Genomic DNA, 15,892 nt, shown 5'->3' with positions numbered 1-15,892 from the left:
AAACCCTGAATGGTAGCAAACGCGATGCGTCACGGCACGACAGAAAGGAACAGAAACGCCGCGAAAATGACGAGATGCACGACGCCTTGCAGCACCGTCGAGCGGCCCGTGCCAAGCGTGATGACGGAAACGACGAGCGTCAGCGCGAGCATCGTGATTTCTTTCGGCGCGAGGCCGAGCGCGATCGGCTGCCCGATGGCGATCGACACGATTGCCACCGCCGGAATCGTCAATCCGATGCTGGCGAGCGCCGAGCCGAGCGCGAGGTTGAGGCTCGTCTGCAAGCGGTCGAGCCGCGCGGCGCGCAACGCAGCGAAGCCTTCGGGAAGCAGCACGAGCGCGGCGATCACGACGCCGACGACCGCCTCGGGCGCGCCTGCCGCCGCCACGCCCGCCTCGACGGCCGGCGACAGCAGCTTGGCGAGCCCGACCACCGCGACAAGCGACAGCATCAGAAACGCAAGCGCGAGCCACGCTTCACCGTTACTCGGCGGCGGCGCGTGCGGGCCGTCGTCGGCGGCATCGGGCGAACTCGCGGCCTTCGGCGCGAACGGCAGAAAATAATCGCGATGGCGGATGGTCTGCACGAACACGAACATCATGTACAGCACGAGCGACACCACGCCTACGAAAATGAGTTGCGACGTCGAAAGTGCGGGTCCGACCACCGTGCTCGTGAAGTTCGGCAGCACGAGCGTCAGCACGGAAAGCGCGCAGAGAATGGCGAGCGCGGCGCTCGCGCCTTGCAGCTGGAAGTCCTGCACGTGATGCCGCAAGCCGCCCATCAGCAGGCACAGCCCGACGATGCCGTTGCCGCAGATCATGATGGCGGCGAACACGGTATCGCGCGGCAATGCCGCCTTCTCGGGACCGCCGGACAGCATGACGGAGACGATCAGCGCCACTTCGATCACCGTCACCGCGACCGCGAGCACCAGCGTGCCGAACGGCTCCCCGACGCGATGCGCGACCACCTCGGCGTGATGCACCGCCGCGAACACGGCAAACGCCAGCGCGACCGCCGCCAGCGCGGTCAGTACGGCGCCGTGAATGAGCGCGGCCGCGCCGAGCACGACGAGCGCGAGGATCGGCGCAACGAGGGTCCAGTCGAGCTTGAGTTTCATCGGCGCTCCGGGCTGATCGGGTGAATGGGATCGTCGGCCTACGGCGACGAACCATCGGCATGATAGCGGGCGGACAGCGCGCCGACGACAAAACGCAATTGCGCGACACAAAACAAAACGGACGGCCTGAGCCGTCCGCGATGCGCCGTTCGGTGGGGAATTACGACTCGAGTTCGGCGTTCAGCGTGATCTTCGCATTGCCGGCGAACAGTTTCGACACCGGGCAGCCTTCTTTCGCCGCCTGAGCGGCTTTGTCGAACGCGGCCTTGTCCGCGCCGGGAATCTTCGCCTTCAGGTCAAGCTGGCAGGACGTGATCGTGAAGCCTTCGCCGTCTTTCTCCAGCGTGACCGTCGATTTGGTTTCGAGGCTTTCCGCCTTCATGCCCGCCTGTTCGAGCTGCAGCGAAAGCGCCATCGTGAAACAGCCGGCGTGCGCCGCGCCGATCAGTTCTTCGGGGTTCGTGCCGGGACCTTCCTCGAAGCGCGACTTGAATCCGTACGGCGCTTCGTTGAGCACGCCGGTTTGCGTCGAGATGAAACCCTTGCCGTCCTTGATGCCGCCGCTCCATTTTGCCGATGCAGTCTTTTGCACGAGAGTTCTCCGTGAAGATGGTTGCTGATTGGTTGCCATGGGTTCGACCGGGCGCGCGCGGCGCGCGGTCATCGATGACGCTTGTCGATGAACGCGTCGCGCCGAAGCACTGCGGGACGCGTCGGGTCCATCGTAGCGGATCGGTGCTCGCGGCGCAGGAAGCGCGCAGCCGCACGACTTTTGTTCAGATGGCGAAGCACCGCCGATTCACTTAGCATGCGTGGGCTCGTTCAACTCTCTGCATGCTTAAAACATGAATCCACTCGCACGACGCGCCGCGACCCGGGGAGCGGCCTAGCATGGGACCGCCGACCGAACGCATTGCCGAAGATGTCGTGCTGCCCGAGCGCGTCGATGTGGTCGTCGTGGGCGGCGGCGTGATCGGCATCAGCACCGCGCGCTTTCTCGCGGAGAAAGGGCTTTCGGTCGCGGTGTGCGAAAAGGGCCACGTCGCGGGCGAGCAGTCGAGCCGCAACTGGGGCTGGTGCCGCGCAACGCACCGCGACTTGCGGGAACTCGAACTCAGCCTCGAAAGCCTGAAGCTGTGGCGTCGCATGGACGCGGATCTGGGAATCGACAGCGGCTATCGCGAATGCGGCATTTTGTATGCCGCCGATGACGCGGATGCCCTCGCCGATCACGAAGCGTGGCTCGCGCGCGCCGTCGCCAAGGTCGGACGCAGCGCGCTCGATTCGCGCATCGTGTCGCCCGATGAAACTGCCGCGCTCATGCCGGGCGCGGCGCGGCGCTTCGCAGGCGGCATTTACACGCCGAGCGACGGCCGCGCCGAACCGCAACGCGCCGTGCCTGCGATGGCCGCCGCGCTGCGCGCGCGCGGCGTCAAGATCGCGCTGCCCTGCGCGGTGCGCGGCGTGGAAACGAGCGGCGGCGCGGTGAGCGGCGTCGTGACGGAATACGGGCGGATTCGCTGCGACAGCGCGGTGATCGCGGGCGGCGCGTGGACGCGGCTCTTCGCCGGCAATCTTGGCGTGGACGTGCCGCAATTGATGGTGCGCTCGTCGGTCGTGCGCACCGCGCCGCTGCCCGGCGGCCCGGAAGTGAGCGCGTGCAATCAGTCGGTCGGCTATCGCAGGCGGCTGGACGGCGGCTATTCGATTGCGAACGCGTTTCGCAGCTACAGCGACATCACGCCTGACAGCTTTCGCCTGTTCGGCAAGTTCCTGCCCGCGCTCAAGAGCCAGCTGGGTTCCATCAAGCTCGGCTTCAACGCGCGCTTTTTCGAGGAGTTGCGCCGCCCGCGCCGCTGGCCGCTCGACCGCGAGACGGTCTTCGAGCGCGTGCGCACGATCGACCCTGCGCCCGTCGACGCCTTCAACGAAACCGCGCTCGCCGAGTTCCGCGCGATCTTCCCCTCGCTCGCGAATGTGACGGTGGAGCAGTCGTGGGCCGGTTATATCGACGTGACGCCGGATGCGGTGCCCGTCATCTCGGGCGTCGAGCGCGTGCCGGGGCTTTTCATCGGCACGGGGTTCTCGGGGCACGGCTTCGGCATCGGTCCGGGCGCGGGCAAGTTGATGGCCGATATCGTCGCCAACGACGCGCCGCTCGTCGATCCGCATGCGTTCCGTCTGTCGCGCTTCTTCGACGGCAGCAAGATCGAGATCGACGGCGGCTTCTGACGAATGAGGCGCCTTCGCGGCGCGCGGCGGCACGCGCTAACATACCGGATTCGCAGGCGACGCCGCCGCACTTCATTCGTTTCGAGGCTTTCATGGCATCCACGCCCCTTTTGTTCATCGACGTCTGGTCGGACTTCGTCTGTCCGTTCTGTTATCTGGAAACGCCGGTGCTCGACCAGTTGCGCAACGCTTACGGGGACGCGGTCGAGATTCGCTGGCACGCGTTCGAGCTGCGTCCGGAGCCTGCGCCGCTGCTCGACCCGAACAGCGATCACATCGCGGAGTCGTGGGAGAAGTCGGTGCGGCCGCTCGCCGACGAGCGTGCCCTGCTCATGCGCATGCCGCCCGTCGCGCCGCGCAGTCGCAAGGCGTTCGAGACGGCGCTCTTCGCGCGAGAGTCCGGCTGCTACGATGTCGTGCATCGCGCGATTTTCAAGGCGTATTTCGAGGAAGGAATTGATATCGGCGACACCGACGCGCTGCTGGACATCGCCGCGACCTGTGGCGTCGATCCGGAACTTCTTGAAGAAGCGCTCGATGAAGGCACGTACACCGATCTCGTCGTCGAAGACGAAGAATTCGCGAAGAAAATCGGCGTGACCGGCGTTCCGTTCGCGGTGCTGTCGCGCGAGCCGGCACCCGGGAAAGAGCCGCCGCCGCCCATTGCCCTGCGCGGCGCCGCGCCGGTCCAGCATTTCGAAGCGGCTATTGAGCGGCTGTTTCCGGACGGCTTTCCCGGCAGCTGAGCCGATACGCTCGCTGGGAATCGGCTAGCAGCGGTGCTCCGCCATGAACGATTTCAGCGCGATACGCTGCGACGGTTCCAGCGTTTCGCACTCGAGTCCGTACGCGATGCCCGCGTCGCCGGATTCCGCCGCGTCGACGTGGCGCACCAACGCTGAGGTGTCGATCTCGACGTCGATGACATCTGGGCTGAAGCGAAACGACACGCGCAGGCGGTCGCCTGTGTGCGCGCTCGGCACGGGTACGGTCAACGACATGCCGTACGGCTTGATGTCGCTCACGCGGCCGAGTTGCGGGGACGCGCTCGGCTGACCTTCGATTGAATCCAGGGCTGCTAGCCGCGTCGGCATGCGGGCGAACTTTGCCGCGTGCAGGCGGGGGATCGCGCCCGGCCCGGACAACACAACATAGCTGAACGGCTCGTGGCTCGTCGCATCGACGGTGCACGCGAAGCCAAATACACCGCGGCCCCTGAGCGCGCCGAACTCCACCGTCTCGCCGTGCGCGAGTTCGAGCGGTGCGACGCCCTGCATCACCGGCTGCGTGACGAGGAGCGACCGCTCGCCGTTGCGCCGCACAGCCGAGAATCCGATGACGCGGCTCGCGTACATCGCGGACGCGGACACCCGCTGCCGCGCAGACCGACACGCCCGCCGATCGACAGCCCCATGTCGTCGAGCGTAAGTGGCGCTTCGCGCTCTGCATCACTGCTCGGTTCCAGGAGCAGAAGCGCGTCAGAGGCGCGGTACGGCTCGAATTGTCGATACACGAAATCGCGAGTGGTTTCGTCGGGGATGACGACGTCTGCCTTGAAAAGCAGCGCGCCGTCGGGTCCGAGGGGCGCGTTCAGCGGGATGTCGCTAACGGCGTGGCGGACAAGAGCCGGAGGACCGGGGAAGCGCAACGCGCGGTCATTGGTCCGACGATTCTTATCAATTCGATGGAATCGTCGCTGCTGAACGCGCGGCGGTTAAGTGGTTTCGGAATAATCCACCCGACAAAGGCCGCGGTTTCAGCGTCGAGCGGTCACTTTCCGCTCGACGTTATGCGCATAAACCTAAGCCGCCCTACAACCCCTGCGCCGAAAACGTATCGCACTGCCTGACATCCCCCGTCGACATTCCTCGCCGCAGCCACCGCTGCCGCTGCGCGCTTGTCCCGTGCGTGAACGCTTCGGGCACCACGCGCCCTTGCGTCTGCTGCTGCAAGCGATCGTCTCCGATCGCGCCGGCCGCGTTCAGGCCTTGCTCGAAGTCGCCCGGTTCGATGAGCTTTGCATTGTCGCGTTGCGCCACTGCGGCCCAGACGCCGGCGAAACAGTCCGCCTGCAATTCGACGCGCACGGACAACGCATTGGCCTGCTCGCGCGACATCCGCGCACGCGCCTGGTCCACCTTGTCCGAGATGCCGAGCACGTTCTGCACGTGATGCCCCACCTCGTGCGCGATCACATAAGCCTGAGCGAAGTCGCCGCCCGCGCCGAAACGGTCGCGCAGTTCGCGGTAGAACGACAAGTCGATATAAACGTTGCGGTCGGCCGGACAATAGAACGGCCCCATCGCCGCCTGGCCCATGCCGCACGCCGTCTGCGTGCCGCCCGAGAACAGCACGAGCTTCGGCGCCGGATAGTCTTGATTGAACTGCGTGCGGAAGATGTGCTCCCACGTGCGCTCCGTATTGCCGAGCACGCGGCGCACGAACACCGCGCCCGGGTCGTTGGCGGGCGGCGCGTCGCTCGGCGCTGCTTGGCGTTGCGGCGCATTGCCGTGCAAAACCTGCGCGCCGTTGATGATCGTCATCGGATTGATGCCGAAAAAATACGACGCCGCCAGCGCGACGATGATCGTCCCGATTCCGATCGACCCGCCGCCAATGCTGAACCCGCCCGATCCGCGCCGGTCTTCGACGTTCTGACTTTCCGCTTCATCATCGAGGCGCATGTTGCTTTCTCCGTTTAGTTGGCGCGTCGCGCGCTGCTGACAAAGCGATTATCGTACCCGCGCCGGCGCCCTCCTCTACACGGCGGCTCCGTCAAAGTTCGTCCGCCTGTTTCGACGCAAACGCATTGCCGAATGTCTCGCAAAGCGCGTGATGCAGTGCGGTCGATTGTCGCGACAATGCTTGCTCGCGTCCGTCATGCCGTTCGCGCCCGCCATCTCGAAAACGTCGACTTATCAAGCAAATAGACGCGTTCTTGCGCCAAAACTGCGGCATTTCGGCGCTAGCTGGCCTTGCTGACGCAGTGCAACACGCCGCGCGATTCAGCGCTACGCTCTGCCTCGTTACCAACGCAAATCGAATCACGGCCGACCTGGCCCGGACACGCAACGTAGCAGACGTCATCATGCAATCGACTCCTGAAGCACTCGATCTGGCGCGTATTCAGTTCGCGTTCACCGTATCGTTTCACATCATCTTTCCGGCGCTGTCCATTGGGCTCGCGAGCTTTATCGCCGTGCTCGAAGGCGCGTGGCTCACAACCGGCAAACCGGTCTACAAGGAACTGTGCCTCTTCTGGTCGAAGGTATTCGCGGTCGCCTTCGGCATGGGCGTGGTGTCGGGCGTCGTCATGGCGTACGAATTCGGCACCAACTGGGGCGGCTTTTCCAGCTTCGCCGGTCCCGTCACCGGCCCGCTGCTGACCTACGAGGTGATGACCGCGTTCTTTCTCGAAGCGGGTTTCCTCGGCATCATGCTGTTCGGATGGAACAAGGTCGGCCCGAAGGCGCACTTCGGCGCGACGCTGATGGTCGCCATCGGCACGCTCATCTCCACGTTCTGGATTCTCGCTTCGAATAGCTGGATGCAGACGCCGCAAGGTTTTCGCATCGAAGGCGATCACGTCGTGCCGGTCGACTGGTTCGCGATCATCTTCAACCCTTCGTTTCCGTATCGGCTCGCGCACATGGCGATTGCCGCGTTCATCGTGGCGGCGCTCGTGGTCGCGGCGACGGGCGCTTGGCATCTGCTGAAGGGCCGGCGCGATCCGGCTATCAAGAAGACGTTTTCGATGGCGCTGTGGTTGCTGCTCGCGCTGACGCCGATTCAGGCGCTCGTCGGCGACGCGCACGGCCTCAACACGCGCGAATATCAGCCGGCCAAGATCGCGGCGATAGAAGGGATCTGGGACACGGAGAAAGGCGGCACGGCGCTCAACGTGTTCGGTATCCCGGACATGCAGGCCGAAACGACCAAGTACGCGGTTCAGATTCCGCATCTCGGCAGCCTGATCCTCACGCATAGCTGGAACGGCGAAATTCGCGGCCTGAAGTCTTTCCCGAAGGATGAACGCCCCAACTCGACCATCGTGTTCTGGAGCTTTCGCGTGATGGCGGGCCTCGGCGTGCTGATGATCGTGATGTCCGTCGCCGGGTGGCTGCTGCATCGCAAGCGCAAGCTGTTCGACGCGCGATGGTTCCATCGCTTCGCGCTCGTCATGGGGCCGACCGGCTTCATCACGCTGCTCGCGGGCTGGGTCACGACCGAAGCCGGCCGTCAGCCGTGGGTGGTCTATGGCGTGATGCGCACGGCCGATGCCGTCTCGCCCGTTACCGCGCAGCAGGTGGGCGTGTCGCTGCTCGCGTTCGTGGTGGTCTACACGATCGTCTTCGGCACGGGCATCTACTACCTGCTGAAGCTGCTGCGCCACGGCCCCGCGCTGCCCGGCGAGACGCCGCACGCGCCGGCTTCGTCGGCGGGAACTGCCCGCCGCCCGCTTTCGTTGCCCAATCAGTCCATCGAAGGAGCATGACTATGGACCTCACACTCGCCTGGGCCGCGATCATCGCGCTCGGTCTTCTGATGTACGTGGTGCTCGACGGCTTCGACCTCGGCATCGGCATTCTCTTTCCGTTCTTCCCGGACCAGCACGACCGCGATGTGATGATGAACACCGTCGCGCCCGTCTGGGACGGCAACGAGACGTGGCTCGTGCTCGGCGGCGCGGGCCTTTTCGCCGCGTTCCCGATGGTCTATTCCACCGTGCTCTCGGCGCTCTATCTGCCGCTCGTGCTCATGCTCGTATGCCTGATTTTCCGGGGCGTCTCGTTCGAGATTCGCGCGAAGGCGTCGCGCACCAAGCCGATGTGGGATCTGGCGTTCATCGGCGGCTCGGCGGGCGCGACGTTCTTTCAGGGCGTGGCGCTGGGCGCGTTCCTCGACGGCATTCCGGTCGCGGACGGCCGTTTTTCCGGCGATGCCTTCGGCTGGTTCACGCCATTCTCGATGTTCACGGGTGGCGCGCTCGTCGTCACATATGCGCTGCTCGGCGCGTGCTGGCTGATCGCGAAAACCGAAGGCGACTTGCAGCGGCGCATGTACCGCGTCGTGTGGCCGCTGACGCTGCTGCAACTCGCGACGATTGCCGTCGTCAGCGTATGGACGCCGTTGCTCGATGCGAGCATCGCGTCGCGCTGGTTCGATTCGCCGCTTTTCTATCGCATGCTGCCGGCGCCGCTACTCGTTCTTGCGTGCGCCTGGACGATGCGGCGGTCCATCTTGTCGCGCCACGAGAAGCGGCCGTTCGCCGTGGCGCTCGGGTTCGTGGTGCTGGGCTACGCGGGACTGGTCGCGAGCATCTCGCCGCACGATATTTTCCCCGGCGTGTCGATCTGGGATGCGGCCTCGCCGCGGTCGAGCCAGCTATTCACGATTGTCGGCGCGGCGGTGATTCTGCCGGTCATCATCGCGTACACGACGCTGGGGTATTGGGTATTCAGAGGAAAGGTGCGTCATGGCGAACATCACTACCACTGAGCGCGGCGGCGAGACTGCAATGACGCGTGCGACGAAGCTGTTCTGGTTCGTCGCGCTGTGGATGACGGGCGTCGGCGGCGCGATGCTGCTCGCGCTGCCGTTCAAGCTGTTGATTCGGCTCGGGACGGCGATTCATTGAACCGCGTGCACGTTGCGGCGAACGTCAGAAGAACGCCGCCGCAATCGTGCCCGCGACGACGCCGAACACCACCACCGCCCCCGCCACGAACGCAAGCACACGCGGCGGAAACGAACGGGCAAGCATCGCCATCGACGGCACGCTCACGGGCGGCAGCGTCATCAGGAGCGCGCCCGCCGGTCCCGCTGCCATGCCGAGCGACAGCATCGCCTGGATGATGGGCACTTCGCCCGCCGTCGGAATGACGAACAGCGTGCCGGCCACCGCGAACGCGACGATCCAGAGCACGCCGTTACCGATATCCGGCCCGATATGCGGAAAGAGCCACGCCCGCGCCGCGCCGAGCAGCAGCACCAGCACAACGTACTCGGGCACGAGCCGGAGCGTCATGCGGCCGAGAATCTTGATCCAGCGCGAGAACGCAGTGCCCGGCTCGTCTTCTTCGATCAGCTTCGCGAGCGCCTCGCGCGATGCCGCCGCCTGCGCGGGCGTCACCATGCGATTCACCGCATAGCCGAGGCCGAAGACCATCAATACGCCGAGCACGAGACGCAAACCGGTCCACTCCCAGCCGAGCACGAAGCCCATGAACACCAGCGCTGCCGGATTCAGAACCGTGTTGCCGAGCCAGAACGCGATCGCCGCGCCGGGCGCCGCCTGACGCGCACGCAGGCCCGCGACGACCGGCGCCGCGCAGCACGTGCACATCATGCCGGGCAAGGACATTAGTCCGCCGTTTATTACGCTGCCGAAGCTGTGCTGCCCGAGCGCGCGCGCGACCCATTGCGGCGGGATCAGCGCCTGCACCGCCGAACCGAGCAACAGGCCGAGCACCATCGCCTGCCAGATGGCCTTGCCGTAGGCCATCGCGTAATCCAGCGCCGCCTGCCACGACGGCTGCGGCGCGCTCGCGGACACGCCCATCAGAATGGACTTGCCGATGGAATGCTGGCTCGCCGCGACGAACGCGCGGTTGTAGTACGGGAACCATTTGACGTAGAAAAGGCCCGCGACGGCGATCAGCAGGAACACCAGCCAGCCGAGCGCGACACGGGGTTGTCGAAGCGTGGTCATATTCTTGGTCGAATCGAAAAAAGAAAATCAGCCGAGCGCGGGCGTCGTCTCGGACAACTGCGCAAGCAGCGCTTTTGCCTGATCGACGCTGTCGGCGTCGGTCGGACGAAACAGCATATGCGCCGCGTGCGGCAATTGCGTATAGAGCGCGCGGCTGCTGCGGCCGTACGCCGGATCGTAATGACGGTCGATCAGCTCGGCGAACAGCGCGGCGCGCTCGCCCTCGTCGATCAGCCGATGCCAATGCTCCACGCGCTCGCGACTATGCAGCGCGACGAGCTTTCCCAACTGCGCCTTGAAGAACGCCGGTTCGTCGAAAAGATGCGCGTAGTCCTGCAACAGAAACGCGATGCGGTCCTCGCGGCGCGCTTCCACTTCCACGCAGGCGGCCGCGTGCAGGCTGTCGAGCAGCGAGTCGGGCGTCGAGATGGAACCGATGCGCCGGCCTTCCGCCTCGATGAAAACAGGCTTGGCCGGATCGAAGCCGCGCAGCGCATGGACAAGCGCGGAATCGAACGCCTTCTGCGATGGCTGCGCGTGCCCCGGCAGCGCGCCGAGCAGCGAGCCGCGATGCGCCGCGAGCCCTTCGAGGTCGAGCACCTGCGCGCCGGCTTGCGCGAGTGCGTGCAAAAGCCGCGTCTTGCCGCTGCCCGTGTGGCCGATCAGCGCGATGAAGCGGAATTGCCGCGGCAACGCCGTGAGCCTGTCGAGCACGTCGCGCCGGTAGCTCTTGTACCCGCCATCGAGCTGCCGCGCCTGCCAGCCGATCATGTTCAGCCACGTCGTCATGGAGCCGGAGCGCTTGCCGCCGCGCCAGCAATAGATGAGCGGCCGCCAGTTGCGCGGGCGGTCCGCGAAGATCGTGTCCAGATGACGGGCGATGTTGCGCGCGACCATGGCCGCGCCGACGCGCGTGGCCTCGAACGGCGACACCTGCTTGTACATGGTGCCGACGATCACGCGCTCCTCGTTTTCGAGCACCGGCGCGTTGATCGCGCCGGGAATGTGATCCTCGGCGAATTCGAGCGGCGTGCGGACATCGACGATTTCATCGAAATCCTGAAGACGGTCGATTGAAACGAGCAGGTTTTTCACGGAATTTGAGCGCAATTCGGCGGCGGCGAAGCCCGAAATTATCGCACGGGCAGCGAATTCGGTTTTGCGGCGGATTTTTGCGCGCGCCGTGATGCGGTTACAGTAAGGGCATCGCGAATCCGGTCATGCGGGCAGGAGAATCGATGGGCTATCAGGCAACTATCGGCGTGCGGCGCTACCGTTTCGACGACCTGAAGACGCTGCTCGCCCGCGCGAGCCCTCAGCGCTCGGGCGACGAACTCGCAGGCGTCGCGGCGGCCAGCGAAGAAGAGCGCGTCGCCGCGAAGATGGCGCTCGCCGACCTGCCGTTGCGCGCATTCCTCGACGAGCCGCTGATCCCCTACGAAACGGACGAAGTCACGCGGCTGATCGTCGATACGCACGACGCCGCCGCGTTCGCGCGCATCGCGCATCTGACGGTCGGGGAATTGCGCGAATGGCTGCTGTCAAATGCGACCGACACCGCCGCGCTCGAAGCCGTGCAGATGGGCCTCACGCCCGAAATGGCCGCCGCCGTCTCCAAGCTCATGCGCAATCAGGATCTGATTCTCGCCGCGAGAAAGCGCCCTGTGGTCACGCGTTTTCGGACGACCGTCGGCTTGCCGGGCCGGCTGTCGGTGCGCCTCCAGCCGAATCACCCGACGGACGATCCAAAGGGCATCGCCGCCTCCATCCTCGACGGCCTCTTTTACGGCTGCGGCGATGCCGTGATCGGCGTCAATCCGGCCTCCGATTCGCCCGCGGACATCGCCGCGCTGCTCACGATGATGGACGACTTCCGCCAGCGTTACGACGTGCCGATGCAGTCGTGCGTCCTCACGCATGTGACCAACACGCTCGCCGCGATCGAGCACGGCGCGCCCGTCGATCTCGTGTTCCAGTCGATCGCAGGCACGGAGCGCGCCAACGCGAGCTTCGGCGTGTCGCTCGCGCTGTTGCAGGAAGCGCACGACGCGGCGCAATCGCTCGCGCGCGGGACCGTCGGCGACAACGTCATGTACTTCGAGACCGGTCAGGGCAGCGCGCTCTCGGCGAACGCGCATCATGGCGTCGACCAGCAGACATGCGAGGCGCGCGCCTACGCGGTCGCGCGACACTTCCGGCCGCTTCTGACGAATACGGTGGTCGGATTCATCGGCCCGGAATATCTGTACGACGGGCGGCAGATCATCCGCGCGGGTCTCGAAGACCACTTCTGCGGCAAGCTGCTCGGCGTGCCGATGGGCTGCGACATCTGCTACACAAACCACGCGCAGGCCGATCAGGACGATATGGACACGCTTCTGACGCTGCTCGGCGTCGCGAACGTCAATTTCATCATGGGCGTGCCCGGCGCGGATGACGTGATGCTCAACTATCAGAGCACGTCGTTCCACGACGCGTTGTACTTGCGCCTCGTGCTGAATCTCAAGCGCGCGCCGGAGTTCGAGGCGTGGCTCGCGCGAATGCGGGTCACGGACGCGCACGGCGCACTGCTTCCGCATTCATCCGGCGCAACGCGACAACCGCTTCTCGACTGGATCGACTCATGACCGACGACGCCACGCCAAGCCCGGTCGACGCGGACCCTTGGGACGCGCTCAAGCGGTTCACGAACGCACGGATCGCGCTCGGCCGCGCGGGCGACAGTCTGCCGACGGCGCCCCTTCTCGCGTTTCAACTGGCGCACGCGCAAGCGCGCGATGCCGTGCATCAGCCGCTCGACACGGCGTCGCTCGGCGAAGCCCTGCGCGCAGCCGGCTTTGCGACGCTCGAAGTCGCGAGCGCCGCGCCGGATCGCGAGCACTATCTGCGTCGGCCTGACATGGGCCGTGTGCTCGACGACGCCAGCGCCGCGCGTCTCGCCGCATACGAAGCCGAGCACGGCGATGCGCCCGATGTCGTGTTCGTCGCCGCCGATGGCCTGTCGGCGTTCGCCGCCCAGCGCCACGCCGCGCCGCTGTTGTCCAGGCTGCGCGTCATGCTCGACGGCTGGAACGTCGGCCCCGTCGTCATCGCGACGCAGGCGCGTGTCGCCCTGGGCGACTGCATCGGTGAGCTTTTGCGGGCGCGGATCGTCGTGGTGATGATCGGCGAGCGGCCGGGCCTCAGTTCACCCGACAGCCTCGGGCTTTACGTCACGTATGAGCCACGCGCCGGGCGCATGGACGCCGAGCGCAACTGCATTTCGAACGTGCGCCCCGACGGACTCGGCTACGATGCCGCCGCGTTCAAGCTGCACTGGCTGCTGAACGAAGCGCGGCGGCTCGGGTTAACGGGCGTCGGATTGAAAGACCGCAGCGGCGTGCTGCCGTCGCCTGCGGGCGCGGGGCGGATCGAGGGCGAACGCTGAGCGGGGCTTGTCGGGAGCGCCTGCCGTTTGTGTGAAACGTTTCGGCCTGTTTTCGCCGCGTCGGGCGAGCAGTTCATGGCATGCTGGACGGCACTGCATATTCCTGTCTCTCCGCTTCAAGGCTACGCGGGTTTCGAAACTAAACGCGCAGGCTAGCCGTCGGTCTACATGACGCGGACTCTTTCTGGCGCGAGCGAGCCGTCAAACTCGCGCCTTCGGAAGCGACCATTATTCGTCATCCAGCCGCCTTTTTGGCGCGGCGGTCGAAGTCAGAAGGTGAACACATGCGAGCGACCTCGCCTAAACCGCGCGGACGAAAACCACAGCCTCCTTCGCGAGGAAGAGACAATTCTCTCGGCGCGCGCGTCGCTTCCGATAACTCGCCGCGTCAAAGCACGAGCGACCTCGCCTAAACCGGGCCGACGAGAACCACAGCCTCCTTCGCGAGAAAAAGACATTCTTTCGGCGCGCGCGTCGCCACCAAATGCACGAGCCGCGTCAAAGCACGAGCGACCCCGCCGAAACCGGGCCGACGAGAACCACAGCCTCCTTCGCGAGAAAGAGACATTTTTTCTCGGTGCGCGCGTCGCTATCGCTAACTCGCCGCGGCAAAGTACGAGCGACCTCGCCTAAACCGCGCCGACGAAAGCACAGCCTCCTTCGCGAGGAAAAGAAATTTTCTCGCCGCGCGCGTCGCCACCGAATGCACGAGCTCCGTCAAAGCACGAGCGATCCCGCCGAAATCGCGACGACCAGGAAGATCACGAACAGCACGAGGAAGATGAAGAAGCAGATCTTCGCGATGCCGGCCGCGCCCGACGACACGCGTCCGAAACCGAAGAAGCCGGCGATAACCGAGATGACCGCGAAGAGAATAGCGAGCTTGAGCATGGAAGAGCCGTTCGTTGTTGTGAATGAGCGGGCTGCTTGCAAGCCTCGTGCCGCGCCGATTTATAGGCGCTGAAACAAAAGACCGTTAGTTGCGATTTAGCGAATAAAAAAACACCGTCAAGAGACGGTGCCTAATCTCCAGATCACTGCACGCGCACCGGATTCTCCGCCGCTGCAACCACGGCAGCGCTTGCCGCAGGAACGCGCGTCCGAACGCCGAGCCAGTTCGCCACCGGCTGGCGCAAGCGCGGCACCGAAAGCAGCGCCATGATTGCAACCGCGTCGCCGACCAGACCGGCCGGCACGTTCACGAGGCCGTCCGTGACGGTGAAGAGAATCGAATCGACCACGAGCGAAATTACCGCGCCCGCGACGAAGCACACCATGCCGTCGCGCCCTATCGCGCCGATCCACGGCAAACGGCTGGCGACGGCCTTCACCACGCCGTACCGCGCCAGGTTGGTCGCGATCCACGCGATCGCAAGGAAATTGACGACGCGCGCGCCCGCCAGGTCGCGCTTGAACGCGCTGTCGAGTATGGGCGGCAGCACGAGCAGCTTGTAGTACGCCATGCCGACGATCACCGCGAGCGCGGCGGCGCTGATCGTCCAGCCGAAGCGGTGCGACGCCACGCGCTGATAGACCGGCTGGCAGCGCGCGAGCACGCCGAGCGTGAACATGAGTTGCCAGGCGGCGGGATTGAAGTCCCAGAGGTTATCGTCGACGGACGGCATATATTCCCCGATGCCGGGCGCGAACGACCACAGCGCGAGACTCAGGCCCAGCAGCACCCACGGCTTCGTGCGCGCGAGCGGCAACACGAGCGGCACCGCCAGCGCGAACAACGCGTACATCGGCAGCACGGCGGCCAGATACGGCTGGCGCTCGAACGTCAGAATCTGGGCAATCGACGTCACCGGTGCCGCCGTCAGCGTGTCGAGGTCGTGCAGGACGAGATTCGGCGCGTGACCATAGAACGGTCGCAGCAGGAAGGTGGCGACGAGCATCAGCGCGGCGGTGATCAGGAACGCGCGGTAGATCTCGAACGCCCGCCGCACGAAACGCAGGCCCGCGGCGCGCTCCGACCGGCGCTGAGCGAGGGACGCGTAAGCGGTCGCGGTGGCGAAGCCGCCGAGAAATACGAAGACTTCGGCCGCGTCGTTCAGCGCAAACGCGTGCAACGTGAAGTGCGACAGCACGCTGCCGCCGATATGATCGACGACAATGATCAAGAGGACGAGCCCCCGGAAGAAGTCGAGCTCGACGAGACGTTGGGATTGTCCGGACATGCGGCGTGACCGTGTGTGCTGCGCGATGCAGTAGGTGGACGGAGGGCGGCTCGACAGCGGCCGCATCGAAGCATCGGAGTTTACCCGTATTCGTTGCGGTGCATCATCGGAACAGGAGGACTTTTCCGCCTTAGTTCGGTTATTTGTCGGATTTCGACGGCGAAGTTACCGCTCGAGCGAACTTCTGCGGAACCAAGCGCCGACGAAGGTTTCAAAT

15 protein-coding genes are annotated in these 15,892 nt (G+C 65.3%); 7 read left to right on the top strand and 8 right to left on the bottom strand.

The features are described 5' to 3' along the window. Positions 1-29: 29 nt before the first annotated feature. Positions 30-1,124, bottom strand: coding sequence for a calcium:cation antiporter (locus NCR37_RS15575; protein ID WP_250473759.1), 1,095 nt, complete (start codon positions 1,122-1,124; stop codon positions 30-32). Positions 1,125-1,284: 160 nt separating this feature from the next. Beyond that, positions 1,285-1,716, bottom strand: a complete 432-nt coding sequence (locus tag NCR37_RS15570; RefSeq protein WP_175941681.1) for an OsmC family protein — start codon at positions 1,714-1,716, stop codon at positions 1,285-1,287. Between the two features lie 299 nt (positions 1,717-2,015). Here NCR37_RS15570 and NCR37_RS15565 point away from each other — a divergent pair, with 299 nt between their 5' ends. Then, a complete protein-coding gene (locus tag NCR37_RS15565) occupies positions 2,016-3,356 on the top strand; it encodes an NAD(P)/FAD-dependent oxidoreductase (protein ID WP_250473757.1) in 1,341 nt (446 codons plus the stop codon). Between the two features lie 92 nt (positions 3,357-3,448). Further along, entirely contained in the window at positions 3,449-4,102 is a 654-nt protein-coding gene (locus NCR37_RS15560; RefSeq protein WP_250473756.1) for a DsbA family oxidoreductase, read from the top strand. Between the two features lie 24 nt (positions 4,103-4,126). Here NCR37_RS15560 and NCR37_RS15555 read toward each other — a convergent pair whose 3' ends face one another. Both NCR37_RS15555 and ypfJ read right to left on the bottom strand, forming a co-directional pair. Further along, a complete protein-coding gene (locus tag NCR37_RS15555; protein ID WP_250473755.1) occupies positions 4,127-4,711 on the bottom strand; it encodes a PilZ domain-containing protein in 585 nt (194 codons plus the stop codon). Between the two features lie 456 nt (positions 4,712-5,167). Next, entirely contained in the window at positions 5,168-6,040 is an 873-nt protein-coding gene (gene ypfJ, locus NCR37_RS15550) for a KPN_02809 family neutral zinc metallopeptidase (RefSeq protein ID WP_250473754.1), read from the bottom strand. A gap of 404 nt (positions 6,041-6,444) precedes the next feature. Here ypfJ and NCR37_RS15545 point away from each other — a divergent pair, with 404 nt between their 5' ends. The 3 genes from NCR37_RS15545 to NCR37_RS15535 are packed head-to-tail and all read left to right on the top strand — an operon-like array spanning position 6,445 to position 8,994. Beyond that, complete coding sequence (locus NCR37_RS15545; RefSeq protein WP_250473753.1) at positions 6,445-7,851, top strand: cytochrome ubiquinol oxidase subunit I; 1,407 nt, start codon at positions 6,445-6,447, stop codon at positions 7,849-7,851. A 2-nt stretch (positions 7,852-7,853) separates the two neighbouring features. Then, the gene (cydB, locus tag NCR37_RS15540; RefSeq protein WP_250473752.1) at positions 7,854-8,855 is read left to right on the top strand and encodes a cytochrome d ubiquinol oxidase subunit II; all 1,002 of its coding nucleotides are present in this window, start codon (positions 7,854-7,856) and stop codon (positions 8,853-8,855) included. Continuing rightward, the gene (locus tag NCR37_RS15535) at positions 8,833-8,994 is read left to right on the top strand and encodes a hypothetical protein (RefSeq protein ID WP_250473751.1); all 162 of its coding nucleotides are present in this window, start codon (positions 8,833-8,835) and stop codon (positions 8,992-8,994) included. Before cydB ends, NCR37_RS15535 begins: the two co-directional genes overlap by 23 nt. 24 nt (positions 8,995-9,018) lie before the next feature. On the opposite strand, the gene NCR37_RS15530 is transcribed toward NCR37_RS15535, so the two are convergent. Beyond that, positions 9,019-10,068: a permease gene (locus NCR37_RS15530; RefSeq protein ID WP_250473750.1), complete on the bottom strand. Its 1,050-nt coding sequence runs from the start codon at positions 10,066-10,068 to the stop codon at positions 9,019-9,021. Positions 10,069-10,095: 27 nt separating this feature from the next. Beyond that, positions 10,096-11,163, bottom strand: coding sequence for a tRNA 2-selenouridine(34) synthase MnmH (mnmH, locus tag NCR37_RS15525; protein WP_250473749.1), 1,068 nt, complete (start codon positions 11,161-11,163; stop codon positions 10,096-10,098). Between the two features lie 143 nt (positions 11,164-11,306). Between mnmH and NCR37_RS15520 the strand changes: the two genes are divergently transcribed. Both NCR37_RS15520 and eutC read left to right on the top strand, forming a co-directional pair. Continuing rightward, positions 11,307-12,695: an ethanolamine ammonia-lyase subunit EutB gene (locus tag NCR37_RS15520; protein WP_250473748.1), complete on the top strand. Its 1,389-nt coding sequence runs from the start codon at positions 11,307-11,309 to the stop codon at positions 12,693-12,695. Then, on the top strand, positions 12,692-13,495 hold the full coding sequence (eutC, locus tag NCR37_RS15515; protein ID WP_250473747.1) for an ethanolamine ammonia-lyase subunit EutC: 804 nt from the start codon (positions 12,692-12,694) through the stop codon (positions 13,493-13,495). Before NCR37_RS15520 ends, eutC begins: the two co-directional genes overlap by 4 nt. A 717-nt stretch (positions 13,496-14,212) precedes the next feature. Here the strand turns inward: eutC and NCR37_RS15510 are convergent. Beyond that, positions 14,213-14,386 (bottom strand): DUF1328 domain-containing protein, encoded by a 174-nt coding sequence (locus NCR37_RS15510; RefSeq protein WP_159833772.1) that lies wholly within the window; start codon positions 14,384-14,386, stop codon positions 14,213-14,215. A gap of 143 nt (positions 14,387-14,529) precedes the next feature. Then, positions 14,530-15,675, bottom strand: a complete 1,146-nt coding sequence (locus tag NCR37_RS15505; RefSeq protein WP_250473746.1) for an OpgC domain-containing protein — start codon at positions 15,673-15,675, stop codon at positions 14,530-14,532. Between the last annotated feature and the right edge of the window lie 217 nt (positions 15,676-15,892).

The sequence above is a fragment of the Caballeronia sp. GAFFF1 genome (assembly GCF_023630705.1).
Lineage (GTDB): Bacteria > Pseudomonadota > Gammaproteobacteria > Burkholderiales > Burkholderiaceae > Caballeronia.
The sequence above is the reverse complement of the archived record's forward strand: the minus strand, read 5'-3'. Positions and strand labels throughout refer to the sequence as shown.